This is a genomic window from Streptomyces sp. NPDC006235, from assembly GCF_040613735.1.
In the GTDB taxonomy this organism is placed as follows: domain Bacteria; phylum Actinomycetota; class Actinomycetes; order Streptomycetales; family Streptomycetaceae; genus Streptomyces.
In genome coordinates, this window is the sequence record NZ_JBEXSR010000023.1 from 1 (window position 1) to 17,598 (window position 17,598).

General features: G+C 73.1%; 15 protein-coding genes, 2 rRNA genes and 1 pseudogene. 14 read left to right on the forward strand and 4 right to left on the reverse strand.

The features are described 5' to 3' along the window. From ABZ192_RS24995 to ABZ192_RS25010, 4 genes and pseudogenes are all read left to right on the forward strand, one after another. A 23S ribosomal RNA gene (locus ABZ192_RS24995) occupies positions 1-73 on the forward strand; the annotation flags it as partial. A gap of 105 nt (positions 74-178) precedes the next feature. Then, positions 179-295, forward strand: a 5S ribosomal RNA gene (gene rrf, locus ABZ192_RS25000). Between the two features lie 125 nt (positions 296-420). After that, positions 421-1,272 (forward strand): annotated as a pseudogene (locus tag ABZ192_RS25005) (hypothetical protein); the annotation flags it as partial. A gap of 264 nt (positions 1,273-1,536) precedes the next feature. Next, positions 1,537-2,286 carry a hypothetical protein gene (locus ABZ192_RS25010; RefSeq protein WP_356926786.1) on the forward strand — a complete coding sequence of 250 codons (750 nt, stop codon included), beginning with the start codon at positions 1,537-1,539 and terminating at the stop codon, positions 2,284-2,286. 63 nt (positions 2,287-2,349) lie between these two features. Here ABZ192_RS25010 and ABZ192_RS25015 read toward each other — a convergent pair whose 3' ends face one another. After that, positions 2,350-3,642, reverse strand: a complete 1,293-nt coding sequence (locus ABZ192_RS25015; protein ID WP_356926680.1) for a DUF1015 domain-containing protein — start codon at positions 3,640-3,642, stop codon at positions 2,350-2,352. 72 nt (positions 3,643-3,714) lie between these two features. Between ABZ192_RS25015 and ABZ192_RS25020 the strand changes: the two genes are divergently transcribed. The 4 genes from ABZ192_RS25020 to ABZ192_RS25035 all read left to right on the forward strand — a co-directional run bounded on the left by ABZ192_RS25020 (position 3,715) and on the right by ABZ192_RS25035 (position 7,827). Next, positions 3,715-4,746, forward strand: coding sequence for an HAD hydrolase-like protein (locus tag ABZ192_RS25020; protein WP_356926681.1), 1,032 nt, complete (start codon positions 3,715-3,717; stop codon positions 4,744-4,746). 131 nt (positions 4,747-4,877) lie between these two features. Next, positions 4,878-5,921: an iron chelate uptake ABC transporter family permease subunit gene (locus ABZ192_RS25025; protein WP_356926682.1), complete on the forward strand. Its 1,044-nt coding sequence runs from the start codon at positions 4,878-4,880 to the stop codon at positions 5,919-5,921. Further along, a complete protein-coding gene (locus ABZ192_RS25030) occupies positions 5,918-6,958 on the forward strand; it encodes an iron chelate uptake ABC transporter family permease subunit (RefSeq protein WP_356926683.1) in 1,041 nt (346 codons plus the stop codon). Before ABZ192_RS25025 ends, ABZ192_RS25030 begins: the two co-directional genes overlap by 4 nt. Further along, positions 6,955-7,827: an ABC transporter ATP-binding protein gene (locus ABZ192_RS25035; protein ID WP_356926684.1), complete on the forward strand. Its 873-nt coding sequence runs from the start codon at positions 6,955-6,957 to the stop codon at positions 7,825-7,827. The genes ABZ192_RS25030 and ABZ192_RS25035 overlap by 4 nt, the downstream gene beginning before the upstream one ends. On the opposite strand, the gene ABZ192_RS25040 is transcribed toward ABZ192_RS25035, so the two are convergent. Continuing rightward, a complete protein-coding gene (locus tag ABZ192_RS25040) occupies positions 7,811-8,158 on the reverse strand; it encodes an SCP2 sterol-binding domain-containing protein (RefSeq protein WP_356926685.1) in 348 nt (115 codons plus the stop codon). The two genes, ABZ192_RS25035 and ABZ192_RS25040, sit on opposite strands and share 17 nt — an antisense overlap. 42 nt (positions 8,159-8,200) lie before the next feature. Here ABZ192_RS25040 and ABZ192_RS25045 point away from each other — a divergent pair, with 42 nt between their 5' ends. The 5 genes from ABZ192_RS25045 (at position 8,201) to ABZ192_RS25065 (ending at position 13,497) form a co-directional block, all read left to right on the forward strand. Beyond that, on the forward strand, positions 8,201-8,488 hold the full coding sequence (locus ABZ192_RS25045) for a hypothetical protein (RefSeq protein ID WP_356926686.1): 288 nt from the start codon (positions 8,201-8,203) through the stop codon (positions 8,486-8,488). 7 nt (positions 8,489-8,495) lie between these two features. Further along, complete coding sequence (locus ABZ192_RS25050; RefSeq protein WP_356926687.1) at positions 8,496-9,311, forward strand: TlyA family RNA methyltransferase; 816 nt, start codon at positions 8,496-8,498, stop codon at positions 9,309-9,311. Beyond that, positions 9,308-10,213 carry an NAD kinase gene (locus tag ABZ192_RS25055; RefSeq protein WP_356926688.1) on the forward strand — a complete coding sequence of 302 codons (906 nt, stop codon included), beginning with the start codon at positions 9,308-9,310 and terminating at the stop codon, positions 10,211-10,213. The genes ABZ192_RS25050 and ABZ192_RS25055 overlap by 4 nt, the downstream gene beginning before the upstream one ends. 171 nt (positions 10,214-10,384) lie before the next feature. Continuing rightward, positions 10,385-12,103 (forward strand): DNA repair protein RecN, encoded by a 1,719-nt coding sequence (gene recN / locus ABZ192_RS25060; protein WP_356926787.1) that lies wholly within the window; start codon positions 10,385-10,387, stop codon positions 12,101-12,103. Positions 12,104-12,351: 248 nt separating this feature from the next. Beyond that, positions 12,352-13,497 carry a glycosyltransferase family 4 protein gene (locus tag ABZ192_RS25065; RefSeq protein WP_356926689.1) on the forward strand — a complete coding sequence of 382 codons (1,146 nt, stop codon included), beginning with the start codon at positions 12,352-12,354 and terminating at the stop codon, positions 13,495-13,497. Positions 13,498-13,531: 34 nt separating this feature from the next. Here the strand turns inward: ABZ192_RS25065 and ABZ192_RS25070 are convergent, their stop codons facing one another. Beyond that, positions 13,532-15,175 (reverse strand): PucR family transcriptional regulator, encoded by a 1,644-nt coding sequence (locus ABZ192_RS25070; protein WP_356926690.1) that lies wholly within the window; start codon positions 15,173-15,175, stop codon positions 13,532-13,534. A gap of 92 nt (positions 15,176-15,267) precedes the next feature. Between ABZ192_RS25070 and ABZ192_RS25075 the strand changes: the two genes are divergently transcribed. After that, on the forward strand, positions 15,268-16,224 hold the full coding sequence (locus tag ABZ192_RS25075) for an LLM class F420-dependent oxidoreductase (protein ID WP_356926691.1): 957 nt from the start codon (positions 15,268-15,270) through the stop codon (positions 16,222-16,224). Here ABZ192_RS25075 and ABZ192_RS25080 read toward each other — a convergent pair. Next, positions 16,211-17,593, reverse strand: a complete 1,383-nt coding sequence (locus ABZ192_RS25080) for an FAD-binding oxidoreductase (RefSeq protein WP_356926692.1) — start codon at positions 17,591-17,593, stop codon at positions 16,211-16,213. The two genes, ABZ192_RS25075 and ABZ192_RS25080, sit on opposite strands and share 14 nt — an antisense overlap. Positions 17,594-17,598 lie beyond the last annotated feature (5 nt).

Sequence of the window (17,598 nt, forward strand, 5' to 3'; positions counted from 1 at the left end):
GTTGATAGGCCGGATATGGAAGCACGGTAACGTGTGGAGTTGACCGGTACTAATAGGCCGAGGGCTTGTCCTCAGTTGCTCGCGTCCACTGTGTTAGTTCTGAGACAACGAACAGTTGTCGGCTTTGAGTAGAACACACAATTGAAGAGTGTGCTTGTTCGCTCGAAACCATTAGGGTTTCGGTGGTTATAGCGTAGGGGAAACGCCCGGTTACATTTCGAACCCGGAAGCTAAGCCTTACAGCGCCGATGGTACTGCAGGGGGGACCCTGTGGGAGAGTAGGACGCCGCCGAACAATCTTTGGAAGGACCCCTGGTCACCAGCGTTCAGCTGGGACCAGGGGTCCTTTTTGTTTTTGCACTGCGCGCTGGGCACCCGGCTGCGCGAGAATGACTTGCGGTACCGAAGACAGGAGTCACCATGTCCACCAACTCTCCCGACGACCGACCGGAGCGCGACCAGCAGCGACGGGAGGGGGACCGTGGGGACCGTGGCGGATTCCGCCGCAGCGAGCGAAGCGACCGCAGCGACCGAAACGACCGCGGTGAGCGGAGCGACCGTGGTGAGCGTGGTGGCTTCCGGCGGGACGACAACCGTGGTGGCGGTTACGGCCGGCGTGATGACCGTGACCGAGGGCCGCGCAGGGACGACCGTGACCGGGGTGACCGTGGCGGGTTCCGGCGGGACGACCGTGGTGACCGTCCCTCCTTCCGGCGGGACGACCGCTCAGAGCGTCGGGACGACCGGGACCGTGGCGGATTCCGCCGGGACGACAACCGCCGCGACGACAACCGTGGCGGTGGCTACGGCCGCCGTGACGACAGCCGGCGTGATGACCGACGGGGCGATGACCGCGGGCAGCGCGGTGGTTTCCGGCGCGATGACCGTCGGGACGACAGGCGCGAGGGCGACCGCGGAGGGTTCCCCCGGCGTGACGACCGTGCCCCCGAGCGCCGCGACAACCGGGACCGTAACTTCCGTGGGGGCGACCGGGATCGCGGGCCCCGTGGCGACGACCGCGACCGTGGTTTCCGGCGTGACGACCGCGACCGAGGCTTCCGTGGGGACGACCGTGACCGCGACCGCGGTTTCCGGCGTGACGACCGGGATCGTGGGCCTCGCGGTGATGACCGCGACCGTGGTTTCCGACGTGACGACCGCGGTGGTTTCCGCGGCCGTGACGACCGGCGCGACGATCGTCGTGACGACCGGCGCGGGGACGACCGCGGTGAGCGTGGCGGTTTCCGGCGCGACGACGCACCTCGGGGCGGGCGTGGCGGATTCCGTCGGGACGACGCACCTCGAAGCGAGCGTGGCGAGGTCCGTCGGGACGACAGCCGCGACACCCGTGGCGACCGCGGCGGTTTCCGTGGACGGGACGACCGCGGGCGTGACGACCGTGGCCGTGGCCCGCGGCGCGACGATCGTGGTGGGCGGCCCGGGGGCTTCCGGGGCCGTGACGACCGCCGTGACGATCGGCGCGGTGGCGGCCGGTTCCGTGAGGAGCGGGAGCGCGACAGGGAGCCGATCAAGCGGCTGCCGATCCCCGAGGACGTCACGGGCGAAGAGATCGACAAGGACGTTCGGCAGGAGCTCCAGAGCCTGCCGAAGACTCTCGCGGAAGATGTCGCGAAGAACCTGGTGATGGTCGCGCGGCTCCTCGACGAGGACCCCGAGGGCGCGTACGGCTACTCCAGGGTGGCGTTGCGGCTGGCGTCGCGGGTCGCCGCCGTGCGGGAGGCCGCCGGGTTCGCCGCGTATGCCACCCAGAAGTACGGCGAGGCGCTGGCCGAGTTCCGTGCCGCCAAGCGGATGACCGGGAACATCGACCTGTGGCCTGTCATGGCCGACTGCGAGCGCGGGCTCGGGCGGCCGGAGAAGGCGCTGGACATGGCCGGGGCACCCGAGGTGCACAAGCTCGACAAGGCGGGGCAGGTCGAGATGCGACTCGTCGCGGCCGGTGCGCGGCGGGACATGGGGCAGCTGGACGCGGCCATCGTGACGCTGCAGAGCCCGGAGCTGGCCTCCAACTCCGTGCAGCCGTGGACCGCGCGGCTGCGGTACGCCTACGCCGACGCGCTGCTGGCGGCCGGGCGGGAGCCCGAGGCGCGGGAGTGGTTCGCGAAGGCCGTGGAGGCCGACCGGGACGGCAGCACCGACGCCTCGGACCGGCTCGCCGAGCTGGACGGGGTGGAGTTCATGGACGCCCTGGCCGAGGACGAGGGCGAGGACGAGACCGTCGGCGAGGGTGAGGGCGGCGACGTCGGCGAGGAGAAGAAGGACTGACCTCGCGCAGAAGGGGCGGATCCCGTTCGGGATCCGCCCCTTTCGCCTTCTGTGGGTCTGACGTCAGAGGTCCAGCGCGCGCAGGACCAGGCCCGAGGCCGGCTTCGGGCCGAACGAGGTCGACTTGCGTGGCATGGTGACGCCCTGCCGGGCCAGGTCGCGGACGACCTCTTCGCGGACCGGGTGCATCAGGACGGCCGTACCGCCGTCGCGTTCCGCCTTCGCGACCGTGGCGGCCGTGTCGTGGATGTAGGTGATGTGCGCGGGGGAGTCCTCGGGGATGCGCCAGACGTGGTCGAGGAGTGTGGCGTGCAGGACCGTCGCGTCGAGGGTGCGCCAGGCGGTGGGGCGGTCGGCGGGGATCGTACGGGCCAGGAGATCCGGGTCGGGGCGGTCGACGAGGTGGAAGGCACCGTCGCCGGCCAGCAGGAACGCGTTGCTCGCGCAGGCCGCGTCCGCCAGTGCCTCCAGGGCCTCCGGGAGCGGGACGTCGAGGCGGCGTACGCGGAGATGGCCGTGCAGGGCGGCCACGGCCTCGACGACCGGCAGGTCGTGCAGGAGGCGGTGGATGGCGCGGACGCGGAGAGGGTAGCGGGCCGTGTCGACGAGGAGGACCAGGCCGTGGTCCCACGGGCTGGGGGACGGGTGCTCCGTGCGCAGGCGGCGGTAGGTCGCCCAGCGGTGGTGGCCGTCGGCGATGAGGGCCTGGTGACGGGCCAGGTCGTTCTGGATCGTCGTCAGGTCGGCGGGGGCGGTGACCGACCACAGGCGGTGGCTGAAGCCGTCCTCCGTGGTGGTCGCGAGGAGCGGTGGCTGCTCGGCGGTCCGCTCGATCAGGTCCGCCGTGGCGGTCGTCGAGTCGTCGCCGCGGTAGGTCAGCAGGAGGGGTTCGAGGTTCGCGGAGGTGGCCCGCATCAGGGCCGCCCGGTCGGCGACGATGTGCGGCATGACGTCCTCGTGCGGCAGCACCACCTGCTCGGTCGGATCCGTCACGCGCAGGGCGCCGATGACGCCGCGTTGCAGCATGCCGCTGCCGTCCCGCTGCTCGTAGATGTAGAGGCAGGGTTCCGGGTCGGTGGTCAGGACGCCCTCGGACAGCCAGCGGCGCAGGGTCTGCGCGGCCTGGTCGTTGCGGGCGCCGGGAGTGTCGGCCTGGGGGAGGATCAGGCGGACGATGTTGTACGGGTCGGCGGACTCGAGATGGAGAACTCCGTCGGGGCGGACGACGACGTCGTACGGCGGGGACGTCACTGCGGCCAGGCTGCCGACCCGGTCGGGGTCGTAGCGAAGGCCTCGGAACGGGGTGAGTTCCAGGCCTCGGCGCTCCGTTGCTTCCGAGTGACCTGCTGTGTTCATCCCGGCATCGTACGGGTGTCAGTGGCATGGGGGATGATCGGGGGAAAGCCGTCGAACGAGGAGCGATGCGGGATGAGCCGGAGCGTCAGGACGAGGCCCGAGGGCAGTGGGCAGGCCCTGAGCGAGGCGTACGACACGGCGCTGCTCGACCTGGACGGTGTCGTGTACGCGGGCGGGAGCGCGATCGCGTTCGCCGTCGAGTCGCTGGCCACGGCCCGGGCGGGCGGGATGCGCCTGGCGTACGTCACCAACAACGCGCTGCGGACGCCGGACACGGTGGCGGAGCATCTGACCGAGCTGGGCATACCGACGGGCCCGGACGATGTCATCACCTCGGCGCAGGCGGTCGCCCGGCTGATCAGCGAGCAGGTGCCGCAGGGCGCCCGCGTGCTGGTGGTCGGCGGTGACGGGCTGCGGGTGGCGCTGCGCGAGCGCGGGCTCGTGCCGGTGGAGTCGGCGGACGACGATCCGGCGGCTGTGGTGCAGGGCTACGGCGGTCCCGAGCTGCCGTGGGGCCGCTTCGCGGAGGCCAGTTACGCGGTCGCGCGCGGTGTGCCCTGGTTCGCCTCGAACACGGACCTGACGATTCCGAGCGGGCGCGGCATCGCGCCGGGCAACGGCGCGGCGGTGGAGGTCGTGCGGATCGCCACGGGTGCCGAGCCGCAGGTCGCGGGCAAGCCGCTGCCGCCGATGCACCGGGAGACCATCCTGCGGACGGGTGCCGAGCGGCCGCTGGTGGTGGGGGACCGGCTGGACACGGACATCGAGGGCGCGTTCAACGGGGAGGTCGACTCGCTGCTCGTGCTGACCGGGGTGACGGACGGCGCGCAGCTGCTGGCCGCGCCGCCGCAGCATCGGCCGACGTATGTGGACGCCGATCTGCGCGGGATGCTCAGCGGCCAGCCGGTTGTCGTGGAGGCGGGGGACGGCGGGTTCCGGTGCGGTGGCTGGACGGCGACGGCCGGTGCGGACCGGCTGGAGCTCGACGGGGACGGCGAGGCGCTGGACGGGTTGCGCGCGTTGTGCGCCGCGGCGTGGACGGTCGCCGGTGACGGCGTGTGTGAGCTGGACGGGGGGAAGTCGCTGGCGAGGCTGGGCCTTTGAGCGCCCGTTGGATCCGTGGTTCCGAGTACGGGTTGGATCCGCGGTGCGCGGGCACGCTCCGGGCGGGCGTCCGTGGCGGCGGCCGGGCTCCGGATCGAGATCGGATGGCAGGGTAGGCTAACCTAACCTGCGTGTTGGTCGACAGTCCCCCCGAACCGCGCGCGGAGACCGCCCCCGCGCCCCCGACCCGACGGGCGATACGGGCCTTCGGGCTCCTCCTGGCCGTCGCGATCCTGGTGCTCGTCGCGCTGGCGAGCCTCGCGATCGGAGCGAAAGAACTGTCCCTCGGGCAGGTCTGGCACGGCCTGTTCGAGGACTCGGGGACGTACGGCGACGTCGTCGTCGGGGAGCGGCTGTCGCGGACGCTGCTCGGGCTGCTCGCCGGCGCCGCCCTCGGCCTGGCCGGGGCGGTTCTCCAGGCGCTCACGCGCAACCCGCTGGCCGATCCCGGGCTGCTCGGCATCAACGCGGGCGCGTCGGCCGCGGTCGTCACGGCCGTCACGTACCTCGGGGTCACCTCGCTCAGCGGCTACGTCTGGTTCGCGTTCTTCGGCGCGGCCGCGGTCGGCGCGCTGGTGTGGTTCCTCGGCGGCAGCCGGGGCGCGACGCCGGTGCGGCTCGCGCTCGCCGGTACGGCGATCAGTGCCGCGCTCTACGGCTACCTCCAGGCCGTGATGATCATGGACGACGCGGCGCTCGGCAAGATGCGGTTCTGGACGGTCGGTTCGCTGTCCTCGGCGAGCGAGTCGATCATCCGGCAGGTCCTGCCGTTCCTGCTGGCCGGTGTGGTCCTGGCGCTGGCGTTGTCCCGGCCGCTCAACGCCATGGCCATGGGCGACGACACGGCCAAGGCGCTCGGCGCCAACCTGAACCGGACACGGGCGCTGTCCATGCTGGCCGCGACCGTACTGTGCGGGGCGGCGACCGCGGCCTGCGGGCCGATCATGTTCGTCGGGCTGATGGTGCCGCACGTCGTGCGTTCCTTCACCGGGCCCGACCTGCGCTGGATCCTGCCGTACGCGGCGATCCTGTCGCCCGTGCTGCTGCTCGGCGCCGACGTCATCGGCCGGATGGTGGCCCGGCCCGCGGAACTCCAGGTGGGTATCGTCACCGCGATCCTCGGCGGTCCGGTGTTCATCTATCTCGTACGACGGCGGAGGACGGCGCAGCTGTGAAGACCACCAACCGTGCCGTGCGGACCCCGGGTGGGCTCTCCGTGCGCCTGGACGTGCGGGCCTTGACCGTCGTGCTCCTGCTGCTGGTCGCGGCGCTCACGGCGAGTGTCGTGCTCATCGGCACCGGCGACTTCCCGATCCCGGCCGCCGACGTGCTGCGGACGCTGTTCGGCGAGGGCAACGCGGGCCAGGAGTTCATCGTCAACGAACTGCGGCTGCCGCGGGTCCTGGTCGGGCTGCTGGTCGGCGCCTCGCTCGGGCTCGGCGGCGCGCTGTTCCAGTCCATCTCCCGCAATCCGCTGGGCAGTCCGGACGTGCTGGGCCTCGGACAGGGGGCGACGGCCGGCGCGCTCACCGTGATCGTGCTGTTCTCCGGGAGCGCGAACCAGGTCGCGGCCGGCGCGCTGGTGGGCGGCCTGGTGACCGGCCTGGCCATCTACGTGCTCGCCTGGAAGCGGGGCGTGCACGGATACCGGCTGGTGCTGGTCGGCATCGGCGTCTCCGCGATCGTCACGGCGGTCAACGGCTACCTGCTCACCAAGTCCGACATCGTGGACGCGGCCCGCGCGGTCGTGTGGATGACCGGATCCCTCGACGGCCGTGACTGGGCCCAGGTCTGGCCGCTGCTCGGGCTGTGTGCCGTGCTCGTGCCGCTCGTCCTGTGCAACGCGCGCGGGCTGCGGATGATGGAGATGGGCGACGACGTGTCGTACGCCCTCGGGGTGCGGGTCGAGCGCGTGCGGCTGTTGCTGATGGTGGCGGCCGTGCTGCTGACCGCGTCCGCGACCGCCGCCGCCGGTCCCGTCAGCTTCGTCGCGCTCACCGCGCCGCAGCTGGCCCGGCGTCTGACCCGCGCGCCCGGCCCGAACCTGCTCGCCTCCCTGTGCATGGGCGCCGCCCTGCTGGTCGTCGCCGACTGGCTCTCGCAGCGGGCGTTCGGCGCCGAGCAGTTGCCCGTGGGCGTGGTCACCGGCGTGCTCGGCGGTGCGTACCTGCTGTGGCTGCTGGTCACCGAGCGCAAGGCGGGCCGGATATGAGCAAGAACCGAAGGAGCACCGTGAACCGTCTGTCCGCCGAGAACGTCACCCTCGCCTACGACCAGCGGGTGATCGCCGAGCAACTGTCGGTGGAGATACCCGACAACTCCTTCACCGTGATCGTCGGCCCGAACGCGTGCGGCAAGTCGACGCTCCTGCGGGCGCTGTCGCGGATGCTCAAGCCCAGCGACGGCCGGGTGCTGCTCGACGGGCAGGTCATCCAGTCGATGCCCGCGAAGAAGGTCGCGCGCACGCTCGGTCTGCTGCCCCAGTCGTCCATCGCGCCCGACGGCATCACCGTCGGCGACCTGGTGGGCCGCGGCCGCTACCCGCACCAAGGGATCCTGCGCCAGTGGTCGACCGAGGACGAGCGGGTCGTCCAGGAGTCGATGCGGCAGACCGGCGTCGCCGAGCTGGCCGAGCGGTACGTCGACGAACTGTCGGGCGGTCAGCGCCAGCGCGTGTGGATCGCCATGGCACTCGCCCAGCAGACGCCGCTGCTGCTGCTCGACGAGCCGACGACCTTCCTGGACATCCAGCACCAGATCGACGTCCTGGACCTGTGCGCGCAGCTGCACGAGGAGCAGGGGCGCACCCTCGTCGCCGTGCTGCACGACCTGAACCACGCCGCCCGCTACGCCACCCACCTCATCGCCCTGCGCGAGGGCCGGGTCATCGCCGAGGGCGCGCCGAAGGACATCGTGACGGCCGGCCTGGTGGAGGAGGTCTTCGGGCTGCGCTGCCAGGTCATCGACGACCCGGAGACGGGCACACCGCTGGTCGTGCCGGCGGCGCGGAAGGCACGCGTCGGGGCGCCGGCCGGGGCGGGGACCGGGGCCGGCAACGCGGTCGCTACAGAAGCTTCCTGAGCTGGAGCAGGTCCCGCACGCCGGCGGACAGCTTCACCCGGCCCGAGCCCCAGGCCTTGGCGAAGCTCAGCTCGCCGTCGACCAGGGCGACCAGGTCGTCACCGGTCATGGCCAGTCTGATCTCGGCCTTGTCGGGCGGCGGCCCCTGGACCGTGTCGCGCACGACGATCCGCCCGCCCTGCATACGGCCGACGAAGGTGACGTCCAGGTCCGTGATGTGGCAGCTCACCGAACGGTCCAGGGCCGCGGCGTCGCGGACGTCCCCTTCGGCGCGCTGCATGTTGTCGGAGAGCTTGTCGAGTGCGCTACGGCACTCCTCGATCGTGGCCATCGCGGTCGACGGTACCGCAGCGGTTCGCGGTAGCGTCGGGGCATGGACGACGCAGTTCCCGAGACCCCGGCGGTGGCGCAGGACCAGCCCGCTCCCGATCCCGGGTACGACCCCGCTTCCCCCGCCCCGCTGAACGTGCCCCGCACCCCCACGGGCGACGCCGGCGTGGACGCGGCCCTGGACCGGCTCGGCGACGCCGACCACCTCGCCACGGACGGACACCTCGAGGTGTACGAGGATGTACACCGGGGGCTGCGCGACGCGCTCACCGCGCTCGACGCCCGCCCGGGACCTCCGGCGCCCCCGCGGCCGTACGAACACAGGAGCTGAACACACCGTGGCAGGAGTCGCACGCCGCCGTCTCGACGCGGAGCTGGTCCGCCGGAAGCTCGCGCGCTCGCGTGAGCATGCCGGCCAGCTGATCGCCGCCGGGCGGGTCTCCGTCGGCAAGACCGTCGCGACCAAGCCCGCCACGCAGGTGGAGACCGCAGCCGCGATCGTCGTCGCGGCCGACGCCAACGATCCCGACTACGTGTCCCGCGGCGGTCACAAGCTCGCCGGCGCGCTGACGGCGTTCCTGCCGCAGGGCCTGGTCGTCGAGGGACGCAGGGCGCTCGACGCCGGCGCGTCCACCGGCGGTTTCACCGATGTCCTGCTGCGGGCGGGCGCCGCCCATGTCGTCGCCGTGGACGTCGGATACGGACAACTCGCCTGGTCTCTTCAGAACGATGAACGCGTCACCGTCAAGGACCGTACGAACGTTCGCGAATTGACACTTGAAGAGATCGATGGGGAGCCTGTGGATCTTGTCGTGGGGGATCTGTCCTTCATCCCGCTCGGGCTGGTCCTCCCAGCCCTGGTGCGGTGCGTGAAGCCGGACGCGGACCTGGTGATGATGGTCAAGCCGCAGTTCGAGGTGGGGAAGGAGCGGCTGGGCAGTGGGGGAGTCGTACGCAGCCCCCAGCTGCGGGCCGAAGCGGTGACGGGGGTGGCCCAGAAGGCCTGGGGGCTGGGGCTCGGGGTGAAGGGCGTGACGGCCAGTCCGCTGCCCGGGCCGTCGGGGAATGTCGAATACTTTCTGTGGCTGCGGGCCGGGGCACCGGAACTGGACCCGGCCGATGTCGACCGTGCAGTGGCGGAGGGGCCGCGTTGACCGAGAACCGAGCTCGTACTGTTTTCCTGCTCGCCCACACGGGGCGGCCCGCCGCCGTGCGCAGTGCCGAGCTCGTCGTGAAGGGCCTGCTGCGCTCCGGTCTTGGAGTGCGCGTCCTGGAGGCCGAGGCGTGCGACCTGCCGCTGCCGGAGGAGGTGGAGCTGGTCAAGGAGGCCACTCCGCAGTGCCTCGACGGGTGTGAGCTGCTCATCGTGCTGGGCGGTGACGGCACGCTCTTGCGCGGTGCGGAGTTCGCGCGGGCGTCGGGCGTGCCGATGCTCGGCGTCAACCTCGGCCGGGTCGGATTCCTCGCGGAGGCCGAGCGGGACGACCTCGACAAGGTCGTCGACCGGGTGGTGAGCAAGGCGTACGAGGTCGAGGAGCGGATGACCGTCGACGTCGTGGTGCACCGCAACGGGGACATCGTGCACACGGACTGGGCGCTGAACGAGGCGGCCGTGCAGAAGGTGTCCGCCGAGCGGATGCTGGAGGTCGTCCTGGAGATCGACGGGCGGCCGGTGACGGGGTTCGGCTGTGACGGGATCGTGTGTGCGACGCCCACGGGGTCGACGGCGTACGCGTTCTCCGCGGGCGGGCCCGTGGTGTGGCCGGAGGTCGAGGCGCTGCTGATGGTGCCGATCTCGGCTCATGCGTTGTTCGCGAAGCCATTGGTGACGTCGCCGGATTCTGTGTTGGCTGTGGAGGTTCTGCCACACATTCCGCCGGGGGTTCTGTGGTGTGACGGGCGGCGGACGGTGGAGTTGCCGCCCGGGGCGAGGGTGGAGGTGCGGCGCGGGGCTGTGCCGGTGCGGCTGGCTCGGCTGCATCATGCGTCGTTCACGGATCGGCTGGTGGCCAAGTTTGCGCTGCCTGTTTCCGGGTGGCGGGGGGCTCCTCACTAGCGGTTTGTGGGGGGTGGTTGCTCGTCGTCGGCGGGTGCGGGGCGTCTATGGCTGGTCGCGCCGTCCCCGCGCCCCTGAAAAGAAGGTCTGTGCCACTCTCGTGGGTGACAGGACCGGGCCAGTCGCAATCCTTGGCTCGGACCTCGTAAGGTCGTGTCCGTGTTGGAGGAGATGCGGATACGGTCGCTCGGTGTGATCGACGACGCCGTTGTCGAGCTGTCGCCGGGGTTCACCGCGGTCACCGGTGAGACGGGTGCGGGCAAGACCATGGTGGTCACCAGCCTCGGATTGCTGCTGGGCGGGCGCGCGGACCCGGCGCTCGTGCGGATCGGGGCCGGTAAGGCCGTCGTCGAGGGGCGGATCACCGTCCCGGACGACGCCACGGCCGCCGTACGCGCCGAGGAGGCCGGGGCCGAGCTCGACGACGGGGCGCTGCTGATCAGCCGTACCGTTTCCGCCGAGGGGCGCTCGCGGGCGCACCTGGGCGGGCGCAGCGTGCCCGTGGGAGTGCTCGCCGAGCTCGCCGACGAGCTGGTGGCCGTGCACGGGCAGACCGACCAGCAGGGGCTGCTCAAGCTGTCCCGGCAGCGGCAGGCGCTCGACAGGTACGCCGGTGACGCGGTCGCGGTGCCGCTGGCCAAGTACGGCGAGGCGTACAAGCGGCTGCGGGCCGTCTCCGCCGAGCTCGACGAGATCACCACACGCGCACGCGAACGGGCCCAGGAGGCCGACATGCTGCGCTACGGGCTCGACGAGATCGCCGCCGTCGAGCCCCGGGCCGGTGAGGACGTGGAGCTGGCCGAGGAGGCCGAGCGGCTCGGGCACGCCGAGGCGCTGGCGTCCGCCGCCGCGGTCGCGCACGCCGCGCTCGCGGGCAATCCGGAGGACCCCGAGGGCGTCGACGCCGGGACGCTCGTCGCGGGCGCGCAGCGGGCCCTGGACGCCGTACGGTCGCACGACCCGGCGCTGGCGGCGCTCGCCGACCGCATCGGGGAGATCGGGATCCTGCTGCGCGACGCGGCCGGGGACCTGGCCGGGTACGCCGACGACCTGGACGCCGATCCGCTGCGGCTGGCGGCCGTCGAGGAGCGGCGGGCCGCGCTGACCGGGCTGACGCGGAAGTACGGCGAGGACATCGCCGCCGTGCTGACCTGGGCCGAGCGCAGTGCCGCCAGGCTGACCGAACTCGACGGCGACGACGAGCGGATCGGGGAACTGACCGCCGAGCGGGACGCGCTGCGGGCCGAACTGGGCGGGCTGGCACAGGCGTTGACGGACGCGCGGACGGAGGCCGCCGCTCGGTTCGCGGCTGCCGTGACCGCCGAGCTGGCCTCGCTGGCCATGCCGCACGCGCGCGTGTCCTTTGACATCCGGCAGACCGAGGACCCGGAGGGTGTCGAAGTCGGGGGCCGTCCGGTCGCGTACGGGCCCGCGGGTGCCGACGAGGTCGAATTGCTGCTGGCTCCGCACCCGGGCGCGCCGGCACGGCCGATCGCCAAGGGGGCGTCCGGCGGTGAGCTGTCCCGCGTGATGCTGGCCGTGGAGGTCGTGTTCGCGGGGACGGATCCCGTGCCGACGTACCTCTTCGACGAGGTCGACGCCGGTGTCGGCGGCAAGGCGGCGGTCGAGATCGGCCGGCGGCTCGCGCGTCTGGCGAAGACCGCGCAGGTCGTGGTCGTGACCCATCTCCCGCAGGTCGCCGCCTTCGCGGACCGGCAGTTGCTGGTCGAGAAGACGAACGACGGGTCGGTCACCCGTTCCGGTGTGAAGGTGCTGGAAGGGGAGGAGCGGGTCCGGGAGCTGTCCCGGATGCTCGCCGGCCAGGAGGATTCGGAGACGGCACGCGCGCACGCGGAGGAGCTGCTGGCGACGGCTCGGGCGGATCTGTAGTGAGAGAGCCGAGCAGTAGTGAAAGAGCGGATCTGTAGTGGAGGAGCGGTCGCGTAGTTGACGGGAGATGCGCCGATCTTCACTCGTGTGGGTGACCCGGCCCGGCGCGCCTCCCCGATGCCGCGCCCCACTGTCACGCCGCCGGGCTCCGGGCGTTCCCGGAACCCGCATATGTCCTGGCATCCTTGGCGGAGTACGCGTGGGAATCCTGCGCGGTGACCCCCGACCCGAACCAGGAGCCCGGCCACGTGACCCCCGTGAGCAGCCACTCACCGCATGGCCAGTCGCCGTTGCGCACCGTGCAGGTGCTGGGCGGAGGCAATGCGGCCAGCAGTGCGCATGTGCGCTCCCTGGCCGCGGGGCTCGTCGCGCGGGGCGTGAAGGTCACGGTGTGCGCCCCCTATGAGGCGGACCGCGCCTATGACTTCAGCGGTGTCGGGGCCGACCATGTGCATGTGCCGCGCAGCAGTGACCCGGTGTCGGTGGCGGCCCTGCGGGCGGCCTGCGCCGACGCCGATCTGGTGCACGCGCACGGGCTGCACGCCTCGTTCCGTACCGTGCTCGCCCTCAGCGGGCGGCGGGTGCGCACTCCGCTCGTCGTGACGTGGCACGACCGGGCGCATGCCGACGGGGCCCGCGCCCATCTGCTGCGGGTCCTGGAGCGGCGGGTCGTGAAGGCCGCCACCGTGGTGCTGGGGACGACCTCGGCCCTCGTGGACCGGGCGCGGCTGACCGGCGCGCGGGACGCGCGGCTCGCGGCCGTCGCGCTGCCCGGCCCCCGCAGGCCCGTGGAGCCCGAAGACCCCGACCGGCTGCGGCCCAAGGTGCGCGCCGAACTCGGCGCCATCGGACGGCCGTTGCTGATCGCCGTCGGCTCCCTGGAGCGGCACCGGGGATACGACGTGCTGCTGGACGCCGCCCGCGCCTGGCGCCGGCTCGATCCCGTGCCCCTGGTCGTGATCGCGGGCGAGGGCTCGCTGCGCGGTGAACTCCAGGAGCGAATCGAGGGCGAGGGGCTCCCCGTCCGCCTCATCGGGCGGCGCGAGGACATCACCGACCTGCTCGCCGCCGCCGACCTCGCCCTGCTGCCGAGCCGGTGGGAGGAGGCACGCTCCGTCCTCGCCCAGGAGGCCCTCCACGCGCGAGTGCCGCTCGTCGCGACCGACGTCGGCGGCATCCCGGAACTCGTCGGCGACGCGGCCGAACTCGTCCCGCGCGGCGACGCGGAGGCGCTCGCCGGAACCGTCGTACGCCTGCTCGGCGACCCCGAGCGCCGGGAGCTGCTGAAGGCCAAGGGCACGCGGCAGGCGGCGACCTGGCCGAGCGAGGACGAGACGGTCGCCCAAGTGCTCAGCGTGTACGACGAGTTGACCCAGCCCCGGCCCCTCGCATAGACACCCTTGGCCGCTGGCATGGACACCCCGGGCGCTAGGGAACGTGTCTGCGGGCTCGCAGGGCCAGGCTCAGTGCCAGCACCGTCTGCGGGTCGTCGAGGTCCGTGCCCAGCAACTCCCCGATGCGCGCCAGGCGGTTGTAGAGCGTCTGCCGGTTGAGGTGGAGCTCCCGGGCCGTTTCCGCCTTGCGTCCCGCGTGGGCGAGGTAGGTCGACAGGGTGGGCAGCAGCGGCGGCCGGGCGCGCCGGTCGTGCTCCAGGAGCGGACCGAGGGCCCGGTCGACGAAGGCGGCCAGGTCCGGATGGTCGCGCAGCCGCCACAGCAGCAGGTCGATGTCCAGCCGGCGGGCGTCGTACCACGGCCGGTCCGGCAGGCCCTGGGCCGCCGTGGCCGTCTCGGCGGCGTGCCGCAGGCCCGATGCCGCAGCCGTCCAGCCGCCCGGCACCCCCACGACCACCACCGGCGGCTGCCCGCCCGGCCGCAGCATCCCGGCCCGGCCGGCCCCGGCCCGCAGCGCCGCCGCGACCCGTTCCGCCACCGTCGCCCGCTCCGGCTCCGCGCGCAGCCCCAGCAGCACCAGCACCCGGCCCTCCACCGGCCGCACACCGAGCAGCACCGGCACGCCCACCGAGGCCAGTTCCTCGGACACCGCCCGGGCCAGCACGGCCCAGCCTCCCCCCGGCGACAGGGCGTCCCCGAGCCGCATGACGACCGGCAGCAGTGGGCCGTCGCCCGGCCGGAAGCCCAGCACGCGGGCCTGCGCCGGGGCGTCCTGCGCCGTGACCCGGCCCTCGGCGAGGTCCGTGAGGAAGTCGCCGCGCCCACGCGCCGCCAGCTCCTCCTCCTGCCGCGCCTGCATCAGCACCACGGCCAGGATGCCCGCGGCCCGCTCCGCCGCCATCCGGTGCACCGGCGCCAGGGACCCCCGTACGGGCAGCAGCACGAGCCGCGCGCGGACGCCCCCGCTGCCGGGCCCGCCGCCCGGCACGTCCACCAGGACCGAGCCCGCGAGCGGCGGCTCGTCCTTGTGCTGGCCGCGCAGCCCCTCCCACACCTGGAGCGGGTCCGCGCCCTCGGGACCCGCCCCGGCGGCGTACAGCAACTGCCCGTCCGCCGTCTCCAGGAAGACGGGATTGCCGCCGAAGTCGGCCAGGATGCCGAGGACTTGAGGTACCCCACCGCCGCCCAGCAGGGCCTGTGTGCACCGGCGGTGCACCTCCTCGGCCCGCTGGAGCAGCGCGTAGTGGCCGTTGACGATCTCGGTGTGGATCTCCTCCGTGACCGTGACGAACGGCACCTCGCGGTGCAGCTGGACGAGCGGCAGCCCGGCCGAACGGGCCGTGTCGACGAGGGCGGCGGGCAGCCGCGTGAAGCGCGGGCCGAGCTCCACGACCAGGGCGGTGATGCCCCGCTCGGCCAGCGTGCGCACGAACGCCCGCTGTTCGGCCGGGCGGGTGCCGAGGCCGTAGCCCGTGGTCAGCAGCAGCTCACCGCCCTTGAGCAGCGAGGCGATGTGCGGCACCTCACCGGCGTGCACCCAGCGCACGGTCCGCCCCAGCCGGTCGGCGCCCGCCAGCACCTCGGGCAGCCCGCTGCGCAGACCCGGCAGCTCCAGTGCCCGCTGCACGGTGATCCCGGCCCCCTGAGTGCCGTAGCCGCTGTCCGTCGCGCTGTCCATGAGCCGGACGCTACCCGCGCGGGTGCGTGTCGGACATCTCAGGGACGACCGAGCCCGGATTACGCCGGAGGGGACCGGGTACGGGCGCGGTCATGGACATCAGCGTGGTCGCCGTGGGGCGGGAGGACGACAGTCCGGTCGAGGAGCCGTTGCGGGTGGCGGCGCTCGCCGACCGGCTCGGGTACCGGGAGGTGTGGGCGGGCGAGGGACCGACGTGGGACTCGTTCGTCCTGGCGACGGCGATCGGCGCGGCCCCCGGGCAGGCGACCCTGACGGCCGGGCCCGTGCCGGTGTCGGTGCGCGACCCGCTCACCATCGTGCGGGGCGCCGCGTCCGCCGCCGCCGTCACCGGCCGGCCCGTCGGCGTGGCCCTGGGCACGTCCAGCAAGCGGGTCGTCGAGGGCGTGCACGGCCGGCCGCGGACCCGGCCCGCCGCCGCGCTGGCGGAATCGGCGGCGGCCGTGCGCGCGCTGATGGACAGCCGGCCGGGCGAGCCGATCGTGCCCGGCAGCGGCTTCCCGCGCCGGCTGCCGCAGCCCGGAGGCCTGCTCACCGTGGCAGCGTTCGGCGAGCGCGCGGTCGCGGCGGCCGTCGAGCATGCCGACCGGATGCTGCTCGACCTCGTCTCCCCGGAGCAGGTCCGCATGCTGCGGGCCCGGATGCTCGTCGCCGCCGAGCGGGCCGGACGTACGCCGCCGAGGCTGGCCGCCTGGCTGCCCGCCGCCGTGGATCCGGAGCCGGAGACGCTCACGCAGGTCCTGCGCAGTGTCGTCGGCTATCTCGCCGTGCCGGGCTACAGCGACATGTTCGTCGAGGCGGGGTTCGCCGAGGTCGTCGAACTGGCCGCCAAGGGAGCCGACCCGGACTTCCTGCTGCGGGCCCTGCCGCCTCAGGCCGCGGACACGGTCGCCCTCGTCGGCGACGCCGGCACGGTCCGGGCCCGCATGGACGCCTACGCCGAGGCGGGCCTCGACGAGATCGCCCTCGTCCCCGCCACGGCGGGCGACCCGGCGGGGGAGCGGACGCTCACGACCCTCAGGCCGGCATGATGTTGTGGTTGAAGCGGAACACGTTGTCCGGGTCGTAACGCCGCTTCAGCTCCGCCAGCCGCCGGGCGTTCTCGGCGCCCAGCCCCGCCACGACCCGGTCGGTGCCCTCGTCGCCGATGAAGTTCAGGTAGACGGCGCCGGTGCTCCACGGCCGCACGTCGGCGCGCACGTCCCGCACCCACCGCACGCACCGCTCGTCGTCCGCCGGGTCCTCCCAGATGCCGAAGGGATGCACCGCCCACGGCGCGTCCCGGTAGGGCACCGGATACTCGCCCGGGCCGTCGGCGATCGCCCCGCCCTGCGGGAACAACACGTGCTGGGTGCCGGTCGGCACCGGCATGGAATCGGCCCGGGCGCAGAAGACGTCCACGAAGTCGTCCGGCGCGCCCGCCAGGTACTCGGCCGACCAGTAGTTCCGCATCCCCGGCGGGTCGTCGATCATGCACTGGACGTCGGCGTACGGCATCGCGCCGACGATCTCGGCCTCATGCGGCAGAGCCAGCAGGGGCTGGGCGACCTTGCGCATGTCGTCCTCGCCGCCGGCGTACGTCAGCAGCACACCGCACACGAGCCTGCCCACGAGACGCTCCGGTACGAACTCCTCCGGCGGGCCGGTGAGGTAGAGGACGCCGCCGCCCGCCTCGTCGGGCCCGTGCGCGATCACCTCGCGGAAGGTGCGCACGACCTCTGGCCCGTGCTCGGGCAGGAACAGCACCAGCGCGATGGAGAACTCGGGCAGTTCGTGCAGCCGCAGCGTCATCGCCGTGGCGACGCCGAAGTTCCCGCCGCCGCCGTGCAGGGCCCAGAACAGGTCGGGGTTCTCGTCGGCGCTCGCGCGGAGCCGGGTGCCGTCGGCGGTGACGAGTTCGACACCGAGCAGGTTGTCGACGGCGAGCCCGCACCAGCGGTCGAGCCAGCCGGTGCCGCCGCCCAGCACGAAACCGCCGACGCCCGTCGTGGAGGCACGGCCGCCGGTCGTCGCCAGTCCGTACGGCTCGGTGGCCCGGTCCAGGTGGCTCATCGTGGCCCCGCCCGCGACCCGGACGGCCTGCGCCGCCGGATCCACGGTCACCTCGCGCATCCGGCGCAGATCCACCACCACGCCGCCGTCGCCCACGGCCATGCCCGCCACGCTGTGGCCGCCGCCGCGGACCGCGACCGGCAGATCCAGCTCCCTGGCGAACCGCACGGCCCGCACGACGTCGTCCTCGTCGGCGCACTGCGCGAGCACGGCGGGCCGCCGGTCGATCATGGCGTTGAAGACGGCCCGGGCCTCGTCGTAGCCCGGGTCCTCCGGGGCGAACACGTCGCCGGTCAGATCCTCGCGCAGCGCGGTGAGGGCCGCGCCCGCCTTCGAGAGGGAAGCCATGGCCG